Origin of the sequence: Aureivirga marina (assembly GCF_015767265.1) — a bacterium.
GTDB classification, from domain to species: domain Bacteria; phylum Bacteroidota; class Bacteroidia; order Flavobacteriales; family Flavobacteriaceae; genus Aureivirga; species Aureivirga marina.
Genome location: NZ_JADPIB010000011.1, coordinates 37,791 through 58,678 on the forward strand (window position 1 = coordinate 37,791; position 20,888 = coordinate 58,678).

Here is a 20,888-nt window from a genome sequence, read left to right on the forward strand (position 1 = left end):
AATATGTTTTGTTTCGTCAGTTGATTTTAGAAGTCGGCATCAAAAGAAATACTTCCAGTTCCTCCACTTTTTACTCCTGCTTTTTGATATTCAGAAACTCTTTTCTCGAAGAAATTTGTTTTTCCTTCTAAAGAAATCATTTCCATAAAATCAAATGGATTTGTAGAGTTATAAACTTTATCACATCCAAATTCTACCAATAATCGATCCGCAACGAATTCTAAATATTGTGTCATTAATTTAGAGTTCATTCCAATTAAACTTACTGGTAAAGATTCTGTGATGAATCCTCTTTCGATGTCTAAAGCATTTGTAATAATTTCTGTAATTCTTTCTTTTGGCACTTTATTTATCACATGATGATTATGAAGGTGAACTGCGAAGTCACAATGTAATCCTTCATCTCTTGAGATTAATTCATTAGAGAAAGTTAAACCTGGCATTAATCCTCTTTTCTTTAACCAGAAAATTGAACAAAATGCTCCTGAAAAGAAAATACCTTCAACGGCAGCAAAAGCAATAAGTCTTTCAGCGAATGAATCTGATTCAATCCATTTTAAAGCCCATTCTGCTTTTAGTTTAATTGCAGGAAAAACTTCAATTGCTCTGAAAAGTTTGTCTTTTTCTACTTCGTTACTAACATAAGTATCGATTAATAATGAATAAACTTCTGAATGGATATTTTCCATCATAATTTGAAATCCATAGAAAAACTTAGCTTCTGAATATTGTACTTCATTAATAAAGTTTTCAGCTAAATTTTCATTTACGATTCCATCTGAAGCAGCGAAAAATGCAAGAATATGTTTGATGAAATAACGTTCATCATCATTTAATTTATTTTTCCAATCTACAATATCTTGATGTAAGTCTATTTCTTCGGCTGTCCAAAAACTTGCTTCTTGTTTTTTATACCATTCCCAAATATCATGGTGTTGAATAGGAAAAATTACAAATCTGTTATCGTTCGGCTGTAAAATAGGCTCCATTGTAGACTTCATATTGATCGATTTTTAAGTACGTTAATATTTTCTTTTTCTTTCTTACTTTATCTTAGAACAAAGTTTAAAAAAAAAGAAATACAAGGAAAGATGTACTTATTCACAAAAAGCGCAATTTATTCACAATGAAAAAAGAATAACAAAATTTTAGAGAAAAAAAATTTTTGTAAAAAAATGATAATCAGTATTTTATATATATCAAAAAAATCTGCAAATTATTTTTCCGAAACTTTTAAACAAAAATATTTCAGAAAAATTATGCAGATTTTAACCTATTTTAAGAAAAATTTAATTTACGTTTTCCGCAATAAATTTTTCACTGAATTCTTTAATTTCTTGTCTTGTTTTTCTAAATGCAACAGCAATTTCTTCTTCACTTCCTACAACTTTTGAAGGATCTGTAAAATTATGATGAATTCTTGTTGCTTTTCCTGGAAAATATGGACAATTTTCATGCGCATGATCACAAACTGTTATAATGTAATCAAAAGGAATCTCTACAAATTCATTTACATTATTTGAAGTATGATTTGAAATATCAATTCCTTCTTCTGCCATAAATTTGATTGCTTTCGGATTTACGCCATGTGTTTCAATTCCTCCACTATAGATTTTTGCATTTTCTCCAGCATAATGTCTTAAAAAACCTTCTGCCATTTGACTTCTACAAGAATTACCTGTACAAAGAACTAATATGTTTTTCATTTTTTCGTGATTTATTTTTTAACAACAACCAGAACCTGGTGCGCAACTATTTTCTTCTTCAGGTGCTCCACATAATTCTGGTGCTTTACATTGTGTTTTTTCTGTCGCTAATTTTATCAAAACATATCTGTCTGTTTCTAAAATTCTTCGCACATTTAATTGTGTTGTATGAAAAACTTTATTTCCATATTCTACTTTTACTTCTGTTGCAAAATCAATTGGTCGAATTTTATCAACTTTATCCATGATAGATGCTGCTTTTGCGCAAGTCATATAAGATGTTTTTCCTAATTCTAAAGGATTTTCCCAAAGTTGTAAAACAGTTTCTTTCCAATTATGAGGAACTGCGCCACAATCTACAGATTCTACAAGAATGTTTTTTACTTCTGTAAGATGGTAATTTGCTCCAACTAAAACGTTTGTCGCATATTCAAAAAGTAATGGTTTTTCACCACTTCTTTTGATGATTTCATAGAATTCTCTTGTTTTCATAATTAAATACTACAGTTATTAGTTTGAATATTTTGTTTAAAAAATTGGTTGATAATACCTTGAATTGCTTCCCAACGTTCTTTATTAATACAATATGACATCTTCTTTCCTGAAATCGTTCCTTGAATGATTTCTATCTTCTTTAATTCTTTTAAATGTTGAGAAATTGTTGCTTGTGCTAAATCGATTTCTAACACAAAATCATTACAAATACATTTATCTTGTTTTGCAATTTGTTCTAAAATTGCCAAACGTGCCGGGTGTCCTAATACTTTCAAAATGTTTGCTAGTTCATTTTGCTTCTCCGTAAAAACTTGTGTTTTAGTTGTTCCCATGTCTTTAATAATTTATTATCGCAATATTACGATAATAGAAATTATAAAAAAAATGTTTTGTTATATTCTTGTGTTAAAAATTGTTAAATAAGGATTTTAAAAAGAAAATGCTAACAAATAACTTGCTAGCATTTAATATTATATGGTGAGTGAATTTGTTTTATTTTATGTTTAAATATTGTAAAACATCTTCGAAAGTATTTGGTTTTGCAACAATTTCTTTCTTTGAATTTAAAATAAAATAAGTTGGCGTAGCATGAATATCATAAGCATTCGCAAATTGATTTTCCCATTTTCCAACTCCGTAAACATTAATCCAATTTTTAAATTGCACTTTAAATTCTGAATATTTTTTGTCGTCATCTTCTAATGCAACCGCAATTATTTTTATGTCTTTTACATTTTTAGTTTTTTCATAAAGAACAGGAACTTCTTTTAAACAATGCGAGCAAGTTGTACTCCAAAAAACAATAACAAAATTTTTCTCTTCAGGAAGTTTTGTTAAACTGTTTTCTTTTCCATTTTCTTTCCAAAAAATATTTGGTGCAACATTTCCAAGAGCTGTTTTAAGTTTAGCTTCCATTTCTTGAATCACATTTTCATCCACATAAGCACTCGGAAGTTTTTTATAATAATCATCTAAAACCAATTTGATTAATTCATAATCTTCCAATTGTGCGAAAGCATAAAGAAGTGAAATTGTAATATATGTTTTAGCAGTTAGATTATCGCCAATTTTTGGCATTACATCTCGAATAGATTCTTCATACAGCTTGTTTTGTATCGCTTTATCTTCTGAAGAATTTACATAGAAAACATATTCAATTACTTTATCAATTAATAAGCTCGATTTGTTTAATTCTTGATTTGAAAAATCAACATAATCGAAATAATGCTTTTTAAATTCTTGTAAGAATTCATCTTGTGTTTTATATAAAGTTGGACTAAAATATCTTCTGCTAGATTTAATTAAATGATGTGCAAATGTGTTCTTCGATTCTTTTTCAAAAGATTTTTGTTTTTCCTCTAATGATTTAAAATCTTGTTTGTATTCATTTTCTAAATCTGTTTTTTCTTGCGTTGAAGAAGCTGAAAAATAAGCAATTTGTAATTGATCTAGTTTGGTTTGCTCAGAAACAATTGCTGTTTTATAAGCTTGAAAAAGTTTGTTTTCATCTGAATTTTCAAAAGAAATAGATTCAAAAGGATTTTCTGGATTAATTGTAAATGAAACATTTTTTCCGTCATAAATAAAGTCAATAACTCCAGTTTGTTTCATAGAATAAGCAACACGATAAACTCCTTTCGTAGCATTTTTGTCTAAATCAAAAGTGTATTTCGCATCTTTTAATTCTGTATTTTGAATAAATTCTTGTTGTCCATCAATTATTTTATATAAAATTGCCCATTCATAGCCTTCAGGATTTGTAAGTTTCATTGTAATTTTACTTTGTGCGAAAGTAAAAATGGTGAAACACGCAAAAAATAAAGTACTTAGTATATTTTTCATATTTTACTATTTAGTTTTTACAAAGGAAAGTTATGAAAAGTTTAGAATCAAAATTATTTTTAACAATTATTTGTTATTCTTCTGGACAAAGACTTGCTTTAATTTTATCCATTTGCTGAATTGCCGCATGATAACCAACTTCAAAAATTTCATCAATATTACTTTTCTTTAAAATACTATAATTAGAGATTTTTTTTGGTAAAAACATAAAATCACAATGCTTAAATTTCTGTTTATACTGTGCATCCAAAGCAATATGAAAAACTCTTCCAGTTAATTTTAAAGTAGAATTTACATCATTTTTATGTACACGATTTAAAGGATTCACATAACTTCCAATAATACATTTACAATTATCAAGTAATGGTTCTACAGGAAAATTATTTAAAATTCCACCATCAGAATAAAGAGAGTTGTTTAAAGAAACTGGTGAGAAAATAGGAGGTAAGGCAGAAGAAGCAATTAAATATTGAATTAGTCTTCCTTTGGAATAGAATTCTAATTTTCCACTTAAAATATTTGTTGTAGCAACAAATAAAGGAATATTTAATGCACCAAAACTATTCTTTGGAAAGTACTTTTCAAGAATATTTATGTATTTATTGGAATCTATAAATCCAACTTGACGCAAAGATCTTATAGAAAATTTTATAACAGGCGTCTCATGGAAAAACTCTAACATTTTGTCTGCACTATAGCCGGCAGCGTATAATGCTCCAACAACTGCGCCTCCACTTGTGCCTGAAATCACCTGAGGTTCAATGTTATGCTCCTTCAAAGCTTTCAATAAACCGATATGAGCAACTGCTCTATATCCACCACCTGATAAGACCAAACCTTTACTGTATTTCATAATCTCTTTCTTAATATCATAATTAAGTTACTATTTTTTTACGAATGTTAAAAAAAGGACATCTTAATAATCCATGATTTTTGTCATGTTCAAAAAAAAGACTAAAAGGTATTTTTACACTGTAATTAAAAATCAGAAATATTATGAGGTTTGTGAAAGAATTAGTATTAGCAGGGATTATGCTCTTTAGTTTAAGTGCAGCTGCGCAGTTTAAAGTGGATGCAGAGATTCGTCCAAGATTTGAATATAGACATGGATTTAAAACGTTATTTCCAAATGACACAGATCCAGCAGCATTCGTATCACAAAGAACTCGTTTGAAATTTAATTATAAAAATGATTATTTAGAAGCTTTTGTTAGTTTACAAGATGTAAGAGTTTGGGGAGATGTAAAGCAATTAAATATTGCAGATAAAAATGGAGTAGGAATTCACCAAGCTTGGGTAAACTTAACTTTAGATCCAACATTCTCTATAAAATTAGGTCGTCAAGAAATAGTTTATGATGATTCAAGAATTTTTGGAAATGTAGATTGGGCTACACAAGGAAGAAGCCATGACATTGCTGTTTTTAAATATAAAAAGAACAATTTTAGAACAGATGTAGGTTTTGCTTTCAATCAAGATGGAGAAAACTTAGTAAATACAACATATACAGTTCCAAATAATTATAAAGCAATGCAATATGCTTGGTTACATAATGATTGGAATAATTTAGGAGCAAGTTTCTTATTCTTAAACAATGGTTTACAATATATAGACGAACAAAATTCAGAAAATAATGAAGTTCGTTACAGTCAAACAGTAGGAACACACTTAAAATACAATAAAAATAAATTTTCTTTACTAGGAAACGCATATTATCAGTTCGGAAAAGACAAGATGAACAACGATTTAAGTGCTTACCTAGTTGGTTTGGAGACTAATTACAAATGGACGCAAAAGGTAAAGACAGGACTTGGTGTTGAGTTACAAAGTGGTAATGATAATGGAGCACCTTCAAATGGTGAGAATAAAGCATTCACTCCTTTCTATGGTACAAATCACAAGTTTAACGGTTTAATGGATTACTTCTATGTTGGAAATCATGCGAATAATGTGGGATTATTAGACCTTTATTTAAAAGCTAATTTTAAACTGAACACTAAGTCTAATTTACTGATTGCATTTCATAATTTCTCCGCTGCTGCTGAATTGGAAGGATATGACAAAAAAGACTTAGGAAATGAAATCGATTTAGTTTATGCATATAAATTTAAAAAAGATGTGATTTTCAAGGCTGGTTATTCTCAAATGTTTGCTTCAGAAGGAATGGAAGTGTTAAAAGGAAACTTTGACGGAAATACAAATAATTGGGGATGGGTTATGGTTGTAATTAAACCAACTCTTTTCACAAGTAAATAAAAGAAATCTCAAAACTAAGCCTATCAATTAGGATGGGTTTAGTTTCAAAATAAGTTTTAAACAAATAAACATTAAAAGATATGAAAAGGTTACTAAAATTTTTGAAGCCACCAAAGCAATGGCGAGTACCTGCCTTCATTCTTTTAGGTGCTTTTTGTGGACTTTCTTTATATGCAGTTATTGAGTCAAAAGCGGTTTCTTATCTATCAGATGATCCGAAAACTTGTGCAAACTGTCACGTAATGACACCTCAATATACTACTTGGACAAATAGTTCGCATAGAGAATGGGCAACTTGTAATGATTGCCACGTACCACAAGATAACGTTCTGAAAAAATATGCTTTCAAAGCTAAAGATGGATTTGGACATGCAAGCGCATTTCTTTTAAGAAACGAGCCTGAAGTAATCAGAATGAAAGATGCAGGAGTTGAAGTTGTTCAAGATAACTGTATCCGTTGTCACCAAGATCAAGTTACAGATGCTAAATTGAGTTCTTGGGTAGAGAGCCACAATGATAGTAGAAAAGACAGAAAATGTTGGGAATGTCATAAAGAAGTTCCACATGGAAAAGTACACAGTCTTTCTTCTACAAAATACTACGGAAAAATTCCGATGGAACACCAAAAAACATTACCAGATTGGTTGAAAAAACTAGTCGAAGAAAATAAAGAAGAAACTAAAGAAGAACAAAAAACCGAAGACAATGAGCAATAAGAGAAAACCCTGGATAAATTGGATACTATTCCTAGGATCCTTAGTGATAGTATTCTTACTTGGATTGTTGATTTCTTCAATCTCTGAGCGTAAAATGGAAGCAAAATTTGCTTATACGCCAATGACTGAAATAAATGATCTAGAACCAAGAAATGAAGTGTGGGGAGAAAATTTCCCAAGAGAATTTCAATCGTATTATAAAACAGCTGATACAACTTTCCGATCAAAATATAATGGAAATGCAGTGATTGATATGTTAGAAGTTGATCCAAGATTGGTAGTACTTTGGGCTGGATATGGATTCTCTAAAGATTATACACAAGGTAGAGGTCATTATTATGCAATCGAAGATTTACAAAACTCTTTAAGAACTGGAGCTCCAACAGGAGATCATGATGGACCAATGCCAGCAACTTGTTGGACTTGTAAATCACCAGATGTTCCAAGAGTAATGAATGAAGATGGAGTAGAAGAATTTTATAAAGGAAAATGGTCAAGATTAGGACCAGAAATCGTAAATCCAATTGGATGTGCTGATTGTCATGATTCTAAGACGATGAACTTGAAAATTACTCGTCCAGCTTTAATTGAAGCTTTCGAACGTCAAGGAAAAGATATTAATAAAGCTTCTCATAATGAAATGCGTTCTTTAGTTTGTGCACAATGTCACGTAGAATATTACTTTGATAAAAAAATTCCTGGAAAAGAAAAAACACCTTATTTGACTTTCCCATGGGATAAAGGACAAACAGTAGAAGACATGGAAGAATATTATGATAGTATTCAACATGTGGATTGGGTGCATAAATTAAGTAAAGCTCCAATGTTAAAAGCACAACATCCAGGATATGAAGTTCACCAAATGGGAATTCATGGAAAAAGAGGAGTTTCTTGTGCGGATTGTCATATGCCTTATAAAACAGAAGGTGGACAAAAATTCACAGATCACCATATTCAATCTCCTTTAAACAATGTGGCTAATTCTTGTCAAGTTTGTCACAGAGAAGAAGAGAAAGAATTAATCGCAAACGTTTTCTCAAACCAAGATAAGATCATTGAAAACAGAGATAAATTAGAAGAATTATTAGTACAAGCTCATGTAGAAGCTAAGCAATGTTGGGATTTAGGAGCAACAGAAGAGCAAATGAAAGATATCTTACAAGATATTCGTCATGGACAATGGCGTTGGGATTATGCTGCTGCATCTCACGGAGGTTCTTTCCACGCACCAGTTGAGTTAGGAAGAGTTATTTCTACAGGAATTGATGTTACACAAGAAGCTCGTATTAAATTATCAAGATTATTAATCAAACTTGGATTTGAAGGAGAAGTTCCTTATCCAGATATTGAAACAAAAGAAAAAGCTCAAAAATTCATTGGATTGCCGATGGAAAAATTAAAAGCTGATAAGGAAAGATTCAAAAAGGAATTACTGCCAAAATGGGAAGAAGAAGCAAAAAAACGTGAAGCTGCCTATAATTAATTTTTTGAATTATGCATTCTAGTTATTGAGCTTGTTTGTTGCAAGCAAGCTCAATTTCTTTTTAGCTCTTTTAAACAAAATATTACAAAAATCAACCCTCTTAATTAAACCAAACTGTTTAAAAGATTTATTAACTACTACTATAAAAAACATTAGGTATGAAACCCGACAGAGAAAAGCGAATGTTGTGGGAGAATCCATGGGGATATACCGAATCTTTCATCATTGGAATAGGTTTACTACTGACCGGATTCGCACTCGAAATGTTCGTTGGAAGACAAAGTGCATTTGAACTTGTTTTTCCTTACAACTTATACATATTTTTAGGATTTAACCTTATTTTGGTAATCCTTTACAAATGGTTTTCAAAAAATCAAATTGTACGATGGTTATTAAAAGTTCCTGCTTCTATTACAAGTATTGTTCTAGTTACATTTATGGTTCTTTTAATGGGAATTTTCCCTCAGATTAATTCTACAAATGCTCTTGTAAATACATTAGGATTAAACCATATTACAACTCATTGGGCTTTTTTACTGATTATTATTTTCTTTTTAACATGTCTAGGATTAGTGACAATTAAAAGAATTGCACAATTAAAATGGAAAAATTTCGGATTTGTTTTAAATCATTTAGGACTTTATTTAGCTCTTTTTGCTGGAATTGTTGGTTCAGGTGATTTACAAAGACTTTCTTTAGATACTTATGAAGGTTCGCCAAGTATTCATGCATTAGATATGAATAATCAAAAAGTTGAACTTCCTTTTGCGATTTATTTGAAAGATTTTAAAATTGAAGAATATAATCCAAAATTAGCTTTAGTTGATAATGAAAAAGGAGAATTAGTACACAATAATGGAAAAAATCTTTATTTAATTGATAGTGGAAAAGTGTACAATTTTGAAGAATATCATGTTCGCATTTTAAAATTCTTAGAATCATCTGGAAGAATTGAAAATGGATATGCTTTTGTAAATGAACAAGGTTCGCCACCTTCGGCTGAAATTGAAGTTATTAATACAAAAACGAAAGATACTGTAAAAGGTTGGATTTCTAGTGGAAGCTTTCGTCACCCATTTGAATCTTTAAAAATTGATGCTAAATATTCTATGGTAATGACAATTCCAGAAGCAAAAAAATTTAGTTCTGATATTTCTATTTTAAATATAGATGGTTCAAGAATTGAAACTACTTTGGAAGTTAATAAGCCTTACAGTTATAAAGGATATAAATTATACCAATTAAGTTATGACGACGCCATGGGAAAATGGTCAACTCTGAGTGTAATCGAGTTGGTTCGTGATCCGTGGTTACCTGTAATCTACACAGGAGTTTTTATGATGATAGCAGGAGCTGTCTATATGTTTTGGATGGGTAATAAATTTAAAAAAGAAACAAAATGACTTGGTTGGACTTCCCATTGTTTTCTATGAGTATTATAGGACTTTGGATTATCGGATTTATATTCTTAGGAATTTCATATAAAAAAGAACAATTTATAAAATGGAGTTTTGCATTCTTTTCAATAGGATGGTTTGTTTTAATTTATTTCATAAAAGATTTATGGATAGAATTAGATAGACCACCAATGCGAACTCTTGGTGAAACTCGACTTTGGTATGCAACATTTTTACCATTAGTTGGATTTCTAACATATTTTCGTTGGAAGTTTAAGTGGTTCTTAGCATATAGTATGGGAATGGCTGGAATGTTTTTAGTGATTAATTATTTAAATCCTGAAACCTATTCCAAGACATTAATGCCAGCTTTGCAAAGTCCATGGTTTATTCCACATGTTTTGGTTTATTTATTTTCATACGCTGTTTTGGCAGCATCAAGTTTTGTTGCAATTAAGGGTTTTATAGGAATTCGGAAGCAAAAATTTGACATTGCAACAATTCAATTAGCAGATAACTTAGTTTATATAGGATTTGCATTTTTGACGCTTGGACTTCTTTTCGGAGCTCTTTGGGCGAAAGAAGCATGGGGACATTATTGGACATGGGATCCAAAAGAAGTCTGGGCTTTCTTAACGTGGATGGGATATTTGATATATATCCATTACAGGTATTTTCATCCGCAAAAAAATAAACAAGCATTAACAATACTTGCTTTGGCTTTCGTGGTATTAATTGTGTGTTGGTTTGGTGTAAATTATTTACCCGTAGCACAAGCAAGTGTTCACACATATACACAAACGTAATATATATCTTTTAGTTATAGTTTAGATAGGTAGATTATTTTAGAAAGAAAAACCACAGTAATCCCAGTTGCTGTGGTTTTTTGTATTTATTTTTTTAAGTTTAATTTCTTCCTTTTTCATTTGGATATAAACTAGGTAAAGAATCACTTTGCCAAAATTCATTTGTATCAATATCCATGATGGATAATTTTCCATTAAAAGCAGCGCCAGTATCTGCATTCCAGACATTCATCGCATGCATTGGAGTAAAAACAGAAAATCTAGTTGTTGGTGTATGTCCAATAAAAATTTCCTTAAAAAGTTTTAAACGTTTTGGATAATAATAATGTTCTTCATCTAAATCTTTTTGTGTTGCTAAAGCTAATTCCCAAAGTGTTCTATCAAAATTTAGAGTTTCTATATTTTTTTCATGTTGAGGTCCATAAGTTGAGGTAAATCCAGCATGAATAAAAAGTCTATTTTCATCATCGATATAAAATTTGACCATTCGATTAAAAAAATCAAGATGTTCTTGTAATGAAATATTCATATTTACTCGATAACTTTTAATCGTTTCTTCCCCGCCATGCATTAACCAAACAAGGGGTTTTTCAGCTTTTTTTAACCAATTTTTACACCATAAATCATGATTTCCTTCAATAAAAATACAATGTTGTTTCTTTTCTAAATCAATTAAAAACTGAATTACTTCCGAAGACTCGCTCCAACCATCTACATAATCACCCAAAAAAATTAGCGTATCTTCTTTAGTAATCGGAGCTTTTTCTAAAACTTGTTTTAATGCTTTTAAACCTCCATGTATGTCACCAATGACAAAAGTTTTTTTCATATAATATTTTTTTAGACACAGGTTTCAAAATTGATTTGCTGTAAATTTTCGGTTTTTGGATGGGTTTTAAAACTATCTGTTGTAAAAATTGTATCATAATATTGAAACAATGTTTCAAATCCAGCACTGAAAATTCCATGACTTATTATCAAAATTAATTTTCCTGCATTTTTTCTTTTTAATTCTTTTGCAACTTCGATAAATGTAGTTCCTTTATCACAAATATCATCAATTACAACACAAGTTTTTTCTTCTAAATTCTCTTTAAAAACTTCTGTATGTGTGATTCTTCCTGTTTTTACATCTCTATTTTTATGACAAAAAACAATGTTTTCATTTTTTAATTCTCTCGCAACATTGTAAATTTTCTTTGAAGCTCCTAAATCTGGAGAAATTAAAAAATAATCATCGTTAAAATTCTCAAGGCATTTTTGCACAAATTTTATATTAGAAATAGAATTACAATTGTGTAATAATGTTGGTGTAATTTCCGAATGTACATCAAAAATAGAAACAGATTTAAAAGAAAGATTATTGATTAAATCTGCATAAATTTTAGCTGTAAAAGCTTCTCCTTTTTGCATGATTCTATCTTGCCTCGCTCCAGGAAAATATGGAATTAAAAGATGTATTTCCTGAATATTCAAACGTTTTAGCGCATCTACTGCTAAAAGTAATTTTCCAATATTATTAAATTCTTGAATTCGACATGTAATTGTAATTGGATTTGAAATATCAAAATTTTCTGAAATTAAAATACTAGGCTCACCACCAGAAAATGTAAAGTAATTATATTCAATACTTTTCTTAAAAGGATGGAATTTTGGATCTAAATGTAAATAGTTCATTTTTTTGCGTTCTTTTTACGCTAAATTAAAATATTTTTTAAAGAATCGCAATATTTACAAAAAAAAACTTGTAATTTGGAATAATATTTGGTTTGTTTGGCGGAAAATTATTAACTAAAAAAAATCTATCATGCAAAGAGTTTATAGTATACTTCTACTATTATTAATAACAATAAGTTGTACTAACAAAAAACAGGAATTAATTCTAGGTTCTTCAAATGGAAGTGCAAATCATATATTAATTGTAATGGATCCGGCAGAGTGGAAGGGAAGTGTTGGAGATTCTATTCGTGAAATTATAAAACAACCAGTTTTAGGTTTACCACAAGAGGAAAATCAGTTTAGAGTTTCACAAGTTTCTACAAAAGATTTTGATGAATTATTTAAAGCAAACCGTAATATTCTTTATATCGATTTAGGAAAAAAAGATACTTATGATGTTGCTTCAGATGTATATGCAACTCCACAAAAATTAGTGCAAATTATTGGAACTTCAGAAAACTCTTTGTTGCAACAAATTGCTAAACATAAAGAAGATATTGTTCAAGAGTTTAAAAAATCAGATATTAAAATTCTTCAAAATCAATTTAGAAAAGAAAGTCTTTGGAAAGATGATGAATTGAAAACGTTGAAAGATTTAAATATCAAATTAGAAATTCCAAGAAAATATAGATTAGTTGATGATACAGGAGATTTCCTTTGGATGCGTAAGCAATATTCAAAAGGAACAATGAATCTTTTAGTTTATAGTTATCCAATTTTAAATGACAAAGATTTATTAGGTGATAATATTACAAAGCAAAGAGATTCTATTGGAAAAGTTCATATTCCAGGCTCTTCTGAAGGAAGTTATATGATTACAGAAGCTGCATATACACCACATACTTTTGAAGTGATGATTGATGGTAAAAAAGCTTACGAAACTAAAGGAAAATGGGAATTATTCAATGATTTTTTAGCTGGACCTTTTATTAATTATACAATAGTTGACAAAGCAAATAACCGAATGATTGTTGTTGAAGGATTTACAGTTGCTCCGATGTCAGAGAAAAGAGATCAAATGTTTGAATTAGAAGCAATTTTGAAAACATTAAAAATTAACTAGTTTTTTTCTTTGGCTGAAAAAAGTTAAATTAGATAAGTGTCTAATTTAAAAGCAGCTAAATGAGAGGAATTGTAACAATTTTTTTATTGATATTCTCCAATACATTCATGACTCTTGCGTGGTATGGACATTTAAAATTGGTAGAATATAAATGGTTTCACAAATTAGGTTTATTTTCTATTATTGTTTTGAGTTGGGGAGTTGCCTTTTTTGAATATTGTTTAATGATTCCTGCAAACAGAATTGGATTTGAAGATAATGGAGGACCATTTTCTTTAGTACAATTAAAAGTAATTCAAGAAGTAATAACATTAGTTATGTTCACCATTTTTACAGTGATTTTCTTTAAAGATGAAAGATTAAAATGGAATCATATTGTAGGATTTATATTTCTTGTTTTAGCTGTTTATTTTATGTTTAAAAAATAAGCTTAATTAAAAATATATTTAAATAAAAACACCGAAAATCAAATTGACTTTCGGTGTTTTTTATGTTTTAAGAAAAGAATATTTATGAAATCATTTCTCCATTTCTTACATTATCTTCTTCCGCTTGAATGAAACTTAGTTTTCCATCTTGTGTTTCTGTCATTAAAATCATTCCTTGACTTTCCACACCTCTCAATTTTCTTGGAGCTAAATTCACTAAAACACTCACTTTTTTTCCAATAATATCTTCTGGTTTGAAGCTTTCAGCAATTCCAGAAACGATTGTTCTTGTATCAATTCCTGTATCTACTTTTAAAACCAAAAGTTTCTTTGCTTTTGGCATTTTTTCTGCTTCGATAATCGTTCCTGTACGAATATCCATTTTAGTAAAATCTTCGAAAGTAATTGTTTCTTTCTCTGCTTCTACGACTTTATTTGCTTGTTCGTTTGCCAATTTTGTTGCTTCTAATTTATCTAATTGTGCTTGTACATCTTTATCTTCTACTTTTGAAAATAAAACTTCTGGTTTTCCTGTTTGAATTTGATGACCAGCAGGAATTAAAACTTCTTTTTCTGAAATTTCATCCCAACCAAGAGTTTCAATCTTCAACATATCTTGAAGTTTTTTTGCTGTAAAAGGAATAAATGGTTCAGAAACCGTTGTAAGAGCAGCAGTAACTTGAAGCGCAACATACATGATTGTTTTTACTCTTTCAGGATTTTCTTTTACTTGTTTCCAAGGTTCTTCATCTGCCAAATATTTATTTCCTAATCTTGAAAGATTCATCATCTCTTGAGAAGCCTCTCTAAAACGATATCTTTCAATTGATTTACCAATAATTCCAGGATAGTTTTTGATTTCTTCTAAAACTTCTAAATCAACATCTGAAAATTCATTTGGAGAAGGAACAATTCCATCGTAATATTTGTTTGTTAAAACAATAACTCTATTTACAAAGTTCCCTAAATTTCCTACTAATTCACTGTTATTTCTAGCTTGGAAATCTGACCAAGTGAAATCATTATCTTTTGTTTCTGGAGCATTTGCTGTTAAAGCATAACGTAAAACATCTTGCTTTCCAGGAAATTCTTCTAAATATTCATGTAACCAAACAGCCCAATTTTTAGAAGTAGAAAGTTTATTTCCTTCTAAGTTTAAAAATTCATTTGCTGGTACATTTTCTGGTAAAATATATTCTCCATGCGCTTTTAACATACTTGGGAAAATAATACAGTGAAATACGATATTATCTTTTCCAATAAAGTGCACTAATTTTGTATTCTCATCTTTCCAATATGGTTCCCAATCTTTACCTTCTCTTTCTGCCCATTCTTTTGTTGCAGAAATATATCCGATTGGTGCATCAAACCAAACATACAGTACTTTTCCTTCTGCTCCTTCAACAGGAACAGGAATTCCCCAATCTAAATCTCTGGTTACAGCTCTTGGACGTAAACCATCTTCAATCCATGATTTTACTTGTCCAAGTACATTTGGTTTCCAATCATCTTTATGACCTTCTAAAATCCATTCTTTTAAGAATTCTTGGTGTTGATCTAATGGTAAATACCAATGTTTTGTTTCTTTTAAAGAAGGAACATTTCCAGTAATTGCAGATTTAGGATTTATTAAATCTGTTGCATTATGAGAAGTTCCACATTTTTCACATTGATCTCCGTAAGATTCTTCATTTCCACATTTTGGACAAGTTCCAATCACAAAACGATCTGCTAAAAATTGTTTTGCTTCTTCGTCGTAAAGTTGTTCTGTAACTTCTTCAACGAATTTTCCTTCTTCATATAATTTTGTAAAGAAATCAGAAGCTGTTTTGTGATGCATTTCCGCAGAAGTTCTTGAATAATTATCAAAAGAAATTCCGAAATCTTCGAAAGATTTTTTGATAATAGCATGGTATTTGTCTACAACATCTTGAGGAGAAACACCTTCTTTTTTTGCTTTAATTGTAATAGGAACTCCGTGTTCATCAGAACCACAAACAAAGACTACGTCTTGCTTCTTTTGACGTAAATATCTTGAGTAAATATCTGCTGGAACATACACTCCTGCCAAATGCCCGATATGAACAGGCCCATTTGTATAAGGAAGCGCTGCAGTAATTGTATATTTCTTTTGATTTGTCATATTCTAAATTTCTTGTCCTGCAAAAGTAAGAAAAAGCATAAACTTCTCACCGAACTGATTTAAACTTTTTAATTAAAATAAAAGCTAATTTACTTTGTCTCAGAGATGAATTTAAAATGCTTAGAAAACAAAAGCTTTGACAAGTAGTTTTCGATTAAATCTATCTTTTAGAAGAATTATTCATTTTTTGATTTAAAAGATTAAAACAGTTATTTATAAACTTTATTAAAAAAATGTATTTTTACGAAAACTTTTTTATGAGAATTTTTAAACTTCAAATTTTACTTATTTCACTAATTACTTTGTTGAGTTGCAATACAGCTACATCAAGTACAAAAAGCAATGAAAATTCAACAAAATCAGAAAAAAATATGTCGCAAAATTTAGTTAGACCTCCTTATTTAAAAGAGGGAGATACAATTATGATTATTGCTCCAGCTGGAGTGATAAAAACAAAAGCTTTTGTTGAAAGAGGAAAGAAATTAGCAGAAAGTTGGGGTTTAAAAGTAATTGTTGGAGATGCTGTTTTTAAAAAACATCATCATTTTGCAGCAACAGATGAAAATCGTTTAAAAGATTTACAAAGAGGTTTAGATAATCCATCTATTAAGGCTGTTTGGGCTGCTCGTGGAGGATATGGAACAGTTAGAATAGTTGATGATTTAGATTTTACAAAATTCAAGAAAAATCCGAAATGGATTGTTGGTTTTTCTGATTTAACAGTTCTACATAATAAGATTAATCAATTAGGTTTTGAAACGCTTCATGCGATGATGCCAGTAAATTTAATGGCGGAAGCTTCTAAAACAAAACATACTATTTCTACTTTCAAAAAAGCAATTTTTGGAGAAAATTTATCTTATTCTCTTCCAAGTTCTATTTATAATAAAGAAGGACAAGTTTCTGGAGAATTGGTAGGAGGAAATCTTTCTATTTTATATAGTTTAGTTGGAACACCTTTAAATATTGACACAAAAAATAAGATTGTTTTTATTGAAGAAGTAGGAGAATATTTATATCATATCGATCGAATGATGATTACTTTAGATAAAGCTGGATTTTTTAAAGATTGTAAAGGAATAATTGTAGGAGATATTTCAAGAGTTCGAAAAAACCATCCTGAATTTGGAAATAATTTAGAAGAAATCGTTTTAGAAATTGTTGGAAAATATAATATTCCTGTTTGTTTTGATTTTCCAGCTGGGCATGAACCAGACAATAGAGCAATTTTTATTGGAAGAACAATTGATATGAATATTACAAAACAAAATGTGAAGATTCAATTTTAAAAATATTGAAAAATTATATATAAAAACCTCCATTTATTTTAAAATGGAGGTTTTTTGATTCTACCTTTTGAACTCTACATTTTTTCTTTTTACATAACCAATTTTCGAATTTATCTTTACTTTTACTTTAATCCAATCTCCTTTTTTTCCCAAGTAGATAACTTCTTCACCATAATTTAAATTCATTTTTGAACTAGCATCATTACTCGGCTTTGATTGTAAACTGCAAAATTGTGCTGTTACATACATTATTTTTAAATAAGTATCTGATTTTTTTTGATCAGAAAAATGCAATCCAGTAGGTTTAGTTGGAGAAGCTTTTTTAGTTGTGCTATTTTTGGAATAAGATCTTCCTGCGCATACACCACAACTTCCACCATTTTGTTTACAATGTTTACATCGAGAGCAATTTTTACAAGCGGTACAATTTGATTTTCCAACACATCTTCCTCCATCTTCACCAACACAACACATGGCTATTTCTAGATTTTTTTCGATTGATTGTGCGGAAATATTACTGATTGAAATAGAGAAAAAAATACTGAAAAGGATAAAAGTAAAATTCTTCATTTTAGTTTATGATTTTAAATTTTGGTAAAATAAAAGAATCTTTCAGAATGAATTTTACGGTTTCCCGTAATTGAAGAAATAAGTTTATTTTCTATATTTATTTAAAAACAAAAAATGGCTACACATAATGAATTAGGAAAACAAGGAGAACAAATTGCTGTTGATTTTTTACTTAAGGAAGGATATAAAATTTTAGAGCGAAATTTTTATTACAGAAAAGCAGAAGTTGATATCATTGCTATTAAAGGAGAAACAATTTGTGCTGTAGAAGTAAAAACACGAAATTCTGCTTTTTTTGGAAATCCACAAGATTTTGTAAATACAAAAAAAATCAGATTACAGGTCTTAGCGATGGATTATTATTTGAATGAAAAAGAGATAGATTTTGAAGTTCGATTTGATATAATTGCAATTATTTTAAATAAATCAAAAATGGAAATTGAGCATTTAGAAGATGCATTTTTTTACTTTGAATAAGGGGGATTTTATAAAAAAAGAGAACGAATTTTCAACAATTTCACAAATAATATGTTAATAATCGATTCTAATTTAGAAAAAATATTATGTAATAAATAGCGTTATTTTTTAATTTTTATTCATAAAAAAATAAGAATACTGTTTTAAATAAATAAATTTTAAATGAAAAATTAAACATTATATAAAACACGTTAATTCTAGAAAATATATTTTTATAGTTTTTCCTTTTAAAAAAGAAAAATTATCGTATAGCACATTGAATTTTAGATGTATATTTGCATTCAAAATGTTGAAAACACAAAATAACATATACTAAATTATGGAATCTAAAATAAATGCTTTCATGGATTACGTTAAAGAGCGTAATTCAAATGAGCCAGAATTTTTACAGGCTGTAAAAGAAGTTGCTGAAACAATTATCCCATTTATAGAGAATAACCCTAAATATCAAGGTAAAAAGTTATTAGAGCGTATGGTAGAGCCAGAGCGTGTGATCATGTTCCGTGTGCCATGGGTTGATGATAGTGGAGAAGTTCAAGTAAATAGAGGATTCCGTGTTGAGTTCAATTCTGCAATTGGACCATACAAAGGAGGTTTACGTTTTCACCCAACTGTAAACCTAAGTGTTTTAAAATTCTTAGGATTCGAGCAAGTATTTAAAAATTCATTAACAACACTTCCAATGGGAGGTGGAAAAGGAGGTTCTGATTTCGATCCTAAAGGAAAATCAGATGCTGAAGTAATGCGTTTCACACAATCTTTCATGTCTGAATTATTCCGTCACATTGGGCCTAATACAGATATTCCAGCTGGAGATATCGGAGTTGGTGGACGTGAGATTGGATTCATGTTTGGACAATATAAAAGACTTAAAAACGAGTTTACAGGAGTATTAACAGGAAAAGCTATGCACTCAGGAGGTTCATTAATTCGTCCTGAAGCAACTGGATATGGAACTGTATACTTCGCTGAAAACATGTTAAAAACTAAAGGTGATTCTTTCGAAGGTAAAACAGTTGCTATTTCTGGATCAGGAAACGTAGCTCAGTTTGCTGCTGAAAAATCTATGGAATTAGGAGCTAAAGTTCTTACTTTCTCTGATTCTTCTGGATATATTTATGACGAAGAAGGAATTGATGCTGATAAATTAGCTTTCGTTATGGAATTAAAGAACGTGAAGAGAGGAAGAATCTCTGAGTACGTTGAGAAATATCCAAATGCTAAGTTCTTCGCAGGAGAAAGACCATGGGAAGTAAAAGCTGATATCGCTTTACCTTGTGCAACTCAAAATGAGTTAAACGGAGAAGAAGCTAAGAAATTAGTTGACAATGGAGTTTTATGTATTGCTGAAGGAGCAAACATGCCTACTACTCCAGAAGCGATTGCTATTTTCCAAGCTGCTAAAGTATTATTCTCACCTGGAAAAGCTTCTAACGCAGGAGGTGTTGCTACATCTGGATTAGAGATGTCTCAAAACTCTTTACGTTATAACTGGACTCGTGAAGAAGTTGATGCTAAATTATTCCAAATCATGAATGATATTCACGCTTCTTGTGTTCAATATGGAACATTAGAAAACGGATATGTTGATTATGTATTAGGAGCAAACATCGCTGGATTCGTAAAAGTTGCAGATGCAATGATTGACCAAGGAGTTGTTTAATCAAACATTTCGATAAAATATTGAAAAGCTATCTCATTTGAGGTAGCTTTTTTTGTTGATTTTTATGCATAAAAAAACCTCGATTACTAAAAGCAACCGAGGCATAAATAAATCAACCCCAAAGATTTACCTATTGTTTATTTTAATCTCTTAATTTTATTATAAAATATTAAACAACTAAACTTTAATACCTTATTTCTTACATTATCAAAGATAGTAAAATTGATAACGTATAAAGTCTATATTTAATAAATGAATAATATAAATTAATAAATGGTATAGTTTTATTAATAAACAGCAAATTCTACAGGAATATTCATAGTGACTTTTGTACCTCTTTTTCCGTAGATTTTAAGATCAGTGATGCTTACATCAATATCTTCGCCTTTAAAAAGTAGTTTTATTCGCTCTCTAGTGGCAAAAGTTCCAAAAGATTTTTTTCTATTTAAAGTTTCTCTTTTTAATTCTTTTGACTTTTCAATTCCAATTCCATTATCGATAATTTCAATAATGATATTTTCATCTCTTTTTTCAATATTCAAAATTATTTGTTTTTCATCATCCGCTTTTACAAGTCCATGCCAAATAGCATTTTCTATATAAGGTTGAAGAAAAAGAGGAGGAATATTGATTTTTGCTAAATCTATTTCAGGTGAAATATTTAAGATAAAATCAAATCCGCCTTTCACTCTAAGTTGCTCAATCTTAATACAAATATTGAGAATTTCAAGTTCCTCTTTTAATGAAACGATTAACTTAGAGGAATTATTGAGTATCTCCCTAATTAATCTTGAAAATTTTGTAATATAGTCAGAAGCTTTCTCTACATCATTTT

21 protein-coding genes are annotated in these 20,888 nt (G+C 29.6%); 10 read left to right on the top strand and 11 right to left on the bottom strand.

Annotated features, from left to right (window positions below; translation table 11 throughout):
• Positions 1–26 precede the first annotated feature (26 nt).
• The 6 genes from I1A51_RS17175 to I1A51_RS17200 all read right to left on the bottom strand — a co-directional run bounded on the left by I1A51_RS17175 (position 27) and on the right by I1A51_RS17200 (position 4,896).
• Entirely contained in the window at positions 27–1,001 is a 975-nt protein-coding gene (locus I1A51_RS17175; protein WP_196896117.1) for a ribonucleotide-diphosphate reductase subunit beta, read from the bottom strand.
• A gap of 288 nt (positions 1,002–1,289) precedes the next feature.
• The gene (locus tag I1A51_RS17180) at positions 1,290–1,706 is read right to left on the bottom strand and encodes an arsenate reductase ArsC (protein WP_196896118.1); all 417 of its coding nucleotides are present in this window, start codon (positions 1,704–1,706) and stop codon (positions 1,290–1,292) included.
• Positions 1,707–1,724: 18 nt separating this feature from the next.
• Positions 1,725–2,198: a DUF6428 family protein gene (locus I1A51_RS17185; protein ID WP_196896119.1), complete on the bottom strand. Its 474-nt coding sequence runs from the start codon at positions 2,196–2,198 to the stop codon at positions 1,725–1,727.
• Positions 2,199–2,200: 2 nt separating this feature from the next.
• Positions 2,201–2,533 carry an ArsR/SmtB family transcription factor gene (locus I1A51_RS17190; RefSeq protein WP_196896120.1) on the bottom strand — a complete coding sequence of 111 codons (333 nt, stop codon included), beginning with the start codon at positions 2,531–2,533 and terminating at the stop codon, positions 2,201–2,203.
• Between the two features lie 160 nt (positions 2,534–2,693).
• Positions 2,694–4,043, bottom strand: coding sequence for a TlpA family protein disulfide reductase (locus I1A51_RS17195; RefSeq protein WP_196896121.1), 1,350 nt, complete (start codon positions 4,041–4,043; stop codon positions 2,694–2,696).
• Between the two features lie 73 nt (positions 4,044–4,116).
• On the bottom strand, positions 4,117–4,896 hold the full coding sequence (locus I1A51_RS17200; RefSeq protein ID WP_196896122.1) for a patatin-like phospholipase family protein: 780 nt from the start codon (positions 4,894–4,896) through the stop codon (positions 4,117–4,119).
• Positions 4,897–5,039: 143 nt separating this feature from the next.
• On the opposite strand from I1A51_RS17200, the gene I1A51_RS17205 reads away from it, so the two are divergent.
• The 5 genes from I1A51_RS17205 to ccsA all read left to right on the top strand — a co-directional run bounded on the left by I1A51_RS17205 (position 5,040) and on the right by ccsA (position 10,701).
• Entirely contained in the window at positions 5,040–6,299 is a 1,260-nt protein-coding gene (locus I1A51_RS17205) for an alginate export family protein (protein WP_196896123.1), read from the top strand.
• A gap of 80 nt (positions 6,300–6,379) precedes the next feature.
• A complete protein-coding gene (gene nrfH / locus I1A51_RS17210) occupies positions 6,380–7,015 on the top strand; it encodes a cytochrome c nitrite reductase small subunit (protein WP_196896125.1) in 636 nt (211 codons plus the stop codon).
• Positions 7,005–8,498 (top strand): ammonia-forming cytochrome c nitrite reductase, encoded by a 1,494-nt coding sequence (gene nrfA, locus I1A51_RS17215; protein ID WP_196896127.1) that lies wholly within the window; start codon positions 7,005–7,007, stop codon positions 8,496–8,498. Before nrfH ends, nrfA begins: the two co-directional genes overlap by 11 nt.
• Positions 8,499–8,656: 158 nt before the next feature.
• On the top strand, positions 8,657–9,901 hold the full coding sequence (locus tag I1A51_RS17220) for a cytochrome c biogenesis protein ResB (protein WP_196896128.1): 1,245 nt from the start codon (positions 8,657–8,659) through the stop codon (positions 9,899–9,901).
• Entirely contained in the window at positions 9,898–10,701 is an 804-nt protein-coding gene (ccsA, locus tag I1A51_RS17225; RefSeq protein ID WP_231374068.1) for a cytochrome c biogenesis protein CcsA, read from the top strand. The genes I1A51_RS17220 and ccsA overlap by 4 nt, the downstream gene beginning before the upstream one ends.
• A 100-nt stretch (positions 10,702–10,801) precedes the next feature.
• Here ccsA and I1A51_RS17230 read toward each other — a convergent pair whose 3' ends face one another.
• Together I1A51_RS17230 and prs are read right to left on the bottom strand one after the other, a co-directional pair.
• Complete coding sequence (locus I1A51_RS17230; protein WP_196896129.1) at positions 10,802–11,530, bottom strand: metallophosphoesterase family protein; 729 nt, start codon at positions 11,528–11,530, stop codon at positions 10,802–10,804.
• A gap of 11 nt (positions 11,531–11,541) precedes the next feature.
• Positions 11,542–12,378, bottom strand: a complete 837-nt coding sequence (prs, locus tag I1A51_RS17235; RefSeq protein ID WP_196896130.1) for a ribose-phosphate diphosphokinase — start codon at positions 12,376–12,378, stop codon at positions 11,542–11,544.
• 130 nt (positions 12,379–12,508) lie between these two features.
• Between prs and I1A51_RS17240 the strand changes: the two genes are divergently transcribed.
• Both I1A51_RS17240 and I1A51_RS17245 read left to right on the top strand, forming a co-directional pair.
• Positions 12,509–13,483: a DUF4837 family protein gene (locus I1A51_RS17240; RefSeq protein ID WP_196896131.1), complete on the top strand. Its 975-nt coding sequence runs from the start codon at positions 12,509–12,511 to the stop codon at positions 13,481–13,483.
• A gap of 59 nt (positions 13,484–13,542) precedes the next feature.
• Positions 13,543–13,911: a DMT family protein gene (locus I1A51_RS17245; protein ID WP_196896132.1), complete on the top strand. Its 369-nt coding sequence runs from the start codon at positions 13,543–13,545 to the stop codon at positions 13,909–13,911.
• Positions 13,912–13,993: 82 nt separating this feature from the next.
• On the opposite strand, the gene metG is transcribed toward I1A51_RS17245, so the two are convergent.
• Positions 13,994–16,054, bottom strand: a complete 2,061-nt coding sequence (gene metG / locus I1A51_RS17250) for a methionine--tRNA ligase (RefSeq protein WP_196896139.1) — start codon at positions 16,052–16,054, stop codon at positions 13,994–13,996.
• A gap of 371 nt (positions 16,055–16,425) precedes the next feature.
• Here metG and I1A51_RS17255 point away from each other — a divergent pair, with 371 nt between their 5' ends.
• Positions 16,426–17,343 (top strand): S66 peptidase family protein, encoded by a 918-nt coding sequence (locus tag I1A51_RS17255; protein WP_196896141.1) that lies wholly within the window; start codon positions 16,426–16,428, stop codon positions 17,341–17,343.
• 60 nt (positions 17,344–17,403) lie between these two features.
• Here the strand turns inward: I1A51_RS17255 and I1A51_RS17260 are convergent, their stop codons facing one another.
• Complete coding sequence (locus I1A51_RS17260) at positions 17,404–17,913, bottom strand: SH3 domain-containing protein (RefSeq protein WP_196896143.1); 510 nt, start codon at positions 17,911–17,913, stop codon at positions 17,404–17,406.
• Positions 17,914–18,027: 114 nt separating this feature from the next.
• On the opposite strand from I1A51_RS17260, the gene I1A51_RS17265 reads away from it, so the two are divergent.
• Together I1A51_RS17265 and gdhA are read left to right on the top strand one after the other, a co-directional pair.
• Positions 18,028–18,390: a YraN family protein gene (locus tag I1A51_RS17265; RefSeq protein WP_196896145.1), complete on the top strand. Its 363-nt coding sequence runs from the start codon at positions 18,028–18,030 to the stop codon at positions 18,388–18,390.
• Between the two features lie 319 nt (positions 18,391–18,709).
• The gene (gdhA, locus tag I1A51_RS17270) at positions 18,710–20,053 is read left to right on the top strand and encodes an NADP-specific glutamate dehydrogenase (protein ID WP_196896147.1); all 1,344 of its coding nucleotides are present in this window, start codon (positions 18,710–18,712) and stop codon (positions 20,051–20,053) included.
• Between the two features lie 287 nt (positions 20,054–20,340).
• On the opposite strand, the gene I1A51_RS17275 is transcribed toward gdhA, so the two are convergent.
• Positions 20,341–20,888, bottom strand: a 548-nt coding sequence (locus I1A51_RS17275; protein WP_196896149.1) for a histidine kinase, incomplete at its 5' end; no start/stop codon positions are given.

Bases quoted from the DNA above. Each gene is read 5' to 3' on its own strand.
- I1A51_RS17255 (WP_196896141.1), top strand. From the start codon at position 16,426: ATGTCGCAAAATTTAGTTAGACCTCCTTATTTAAAAGAGGGAGATACA.
- nrfA (WP_196896127.1), top strand. From the start codon at position 7,005: ATGAGCAATAAGAGAAAACCCTGGATAAATTGGATACTATTCCTAGGA.
- nrfH (WP_196896125.1), top strand. From the start codon at position 6,380: ATGAAAAGGTTACTAAAATTTTTGAAGCCACCAAAGCAATGGCGAGTA.
- I1A51_RS17195 (WP_196896121.1), bottom strand. From the start codon at position 4,043: ATGAAAAATATACTAAGTACTTTATTTTTTGCGTGTTTCACCATTTTT.
- I1A51_RS17190 (WP_196896120.1), bottom strand. From the start codon at position 2,533: ATGGGAACAACTAAAACACAAGTTTTTACGGAGAAGCAAAATGAACTA.
- gdhA (WP_196896147.1), top strand. From the start codon at position 18,710: ATGGAATCTAAAATAAATGCTTTCATGGATTACGTTAAAGAGCGTAAT.
- I1A51_RS17200 (WP_196896122.1), bottom strand. From the start codon at position 4,896: ATGAAATACAGTAAAGGTTTGGTCTTATCAGGTGGTGGATATAGAGCA.
- I1A51_RS17220 (WP_196896128.1), top strand. From the start codon at position 8,657: ATGAAACCCGACAGAGAAAAGCGAATGTTGTGGGAGAATCCATGGGGA.
- prs (WP_196896130.1), bottom strand. From the start codon at position 12,378: ATGAACTATTTACATTTAGATCCAAAATTCCATCCTTTTAAGAAAAGT.
- I1A51_RS17260 (WP_196896143.1), bottom strand. From the start codon at position 17,913: ATGAAGAATTTTACTTTTATCCTTTTCAGTATTTTTTTCTCTATTTCA.
- I1A51_RS17175 (WP_196896117.1), bottom strand. From the start codon at position 1,001: ATGAAGTCTACAATGGAGCCTATTTTACAGCCGAACGATAACAGATTT.
- I1A51_RS17240 (WP_196896131.1), top strand. From the start codon at position 12,509: ATGCAAAGAGTTTATAGTATACTTCTACTATTATTAATAACAATAAGT.
- I1A51_RS17185 (WP_196896119.1), bottom strand. From the start codon at position 2,198: ATGAAAACAAGAGAATTCTATGAAATCATCAAAAGAAGTGGTGAAAAA.
- I1A51_RS17180 (WP_196896118.1), bottom strand. From the start codon at position 1,706: ATGAAAAACATATTAGTTCTTTGTACAGGTAATTCTTGTAGAAGTCAA.
- I1A51_RS17230 (WP_196896129.1), bottom strand. From the start codon at position 11,530: ATGAAAAAAACTTTTGTCATTGGTGACATACATGGAGGTTTAAAAGCA.
- ccsA (WP_231374068.1), top strand. From the start codon at position 9,898: ATGACTTGGTTGGACTTCCCATTGTTTTCTATGAGTATTATAGGACTT.
- metG (WP_196896139.1), bottom strand. From the start codon at position 16,054: ATGACAAATCAAAAGAAATATACAATTACTGCAGCGCTTCCTTATACA.
- I1A51_RS17245 (WP_196896132.1), top strand. From the start codon at position 13,543: ATGAGAGGAATTGTAACAATTTTTTTATTGATATTCTCCAATACATTC.
- I1A51_RS17265 (WP_196896145.1), top strand. From the start codon at position 18,028: ATGGCTACACATAATGAATTAGGAAAACAAGGAGAACAAATTGCTGTT.
- I1A51_RS17205 (WP_196896123.1), top strand. From the start codon at position 5,040: ATGAGGTTTGTGAAAGAATTAGTATTAGCAGGGATTATGCTCTTTAGT.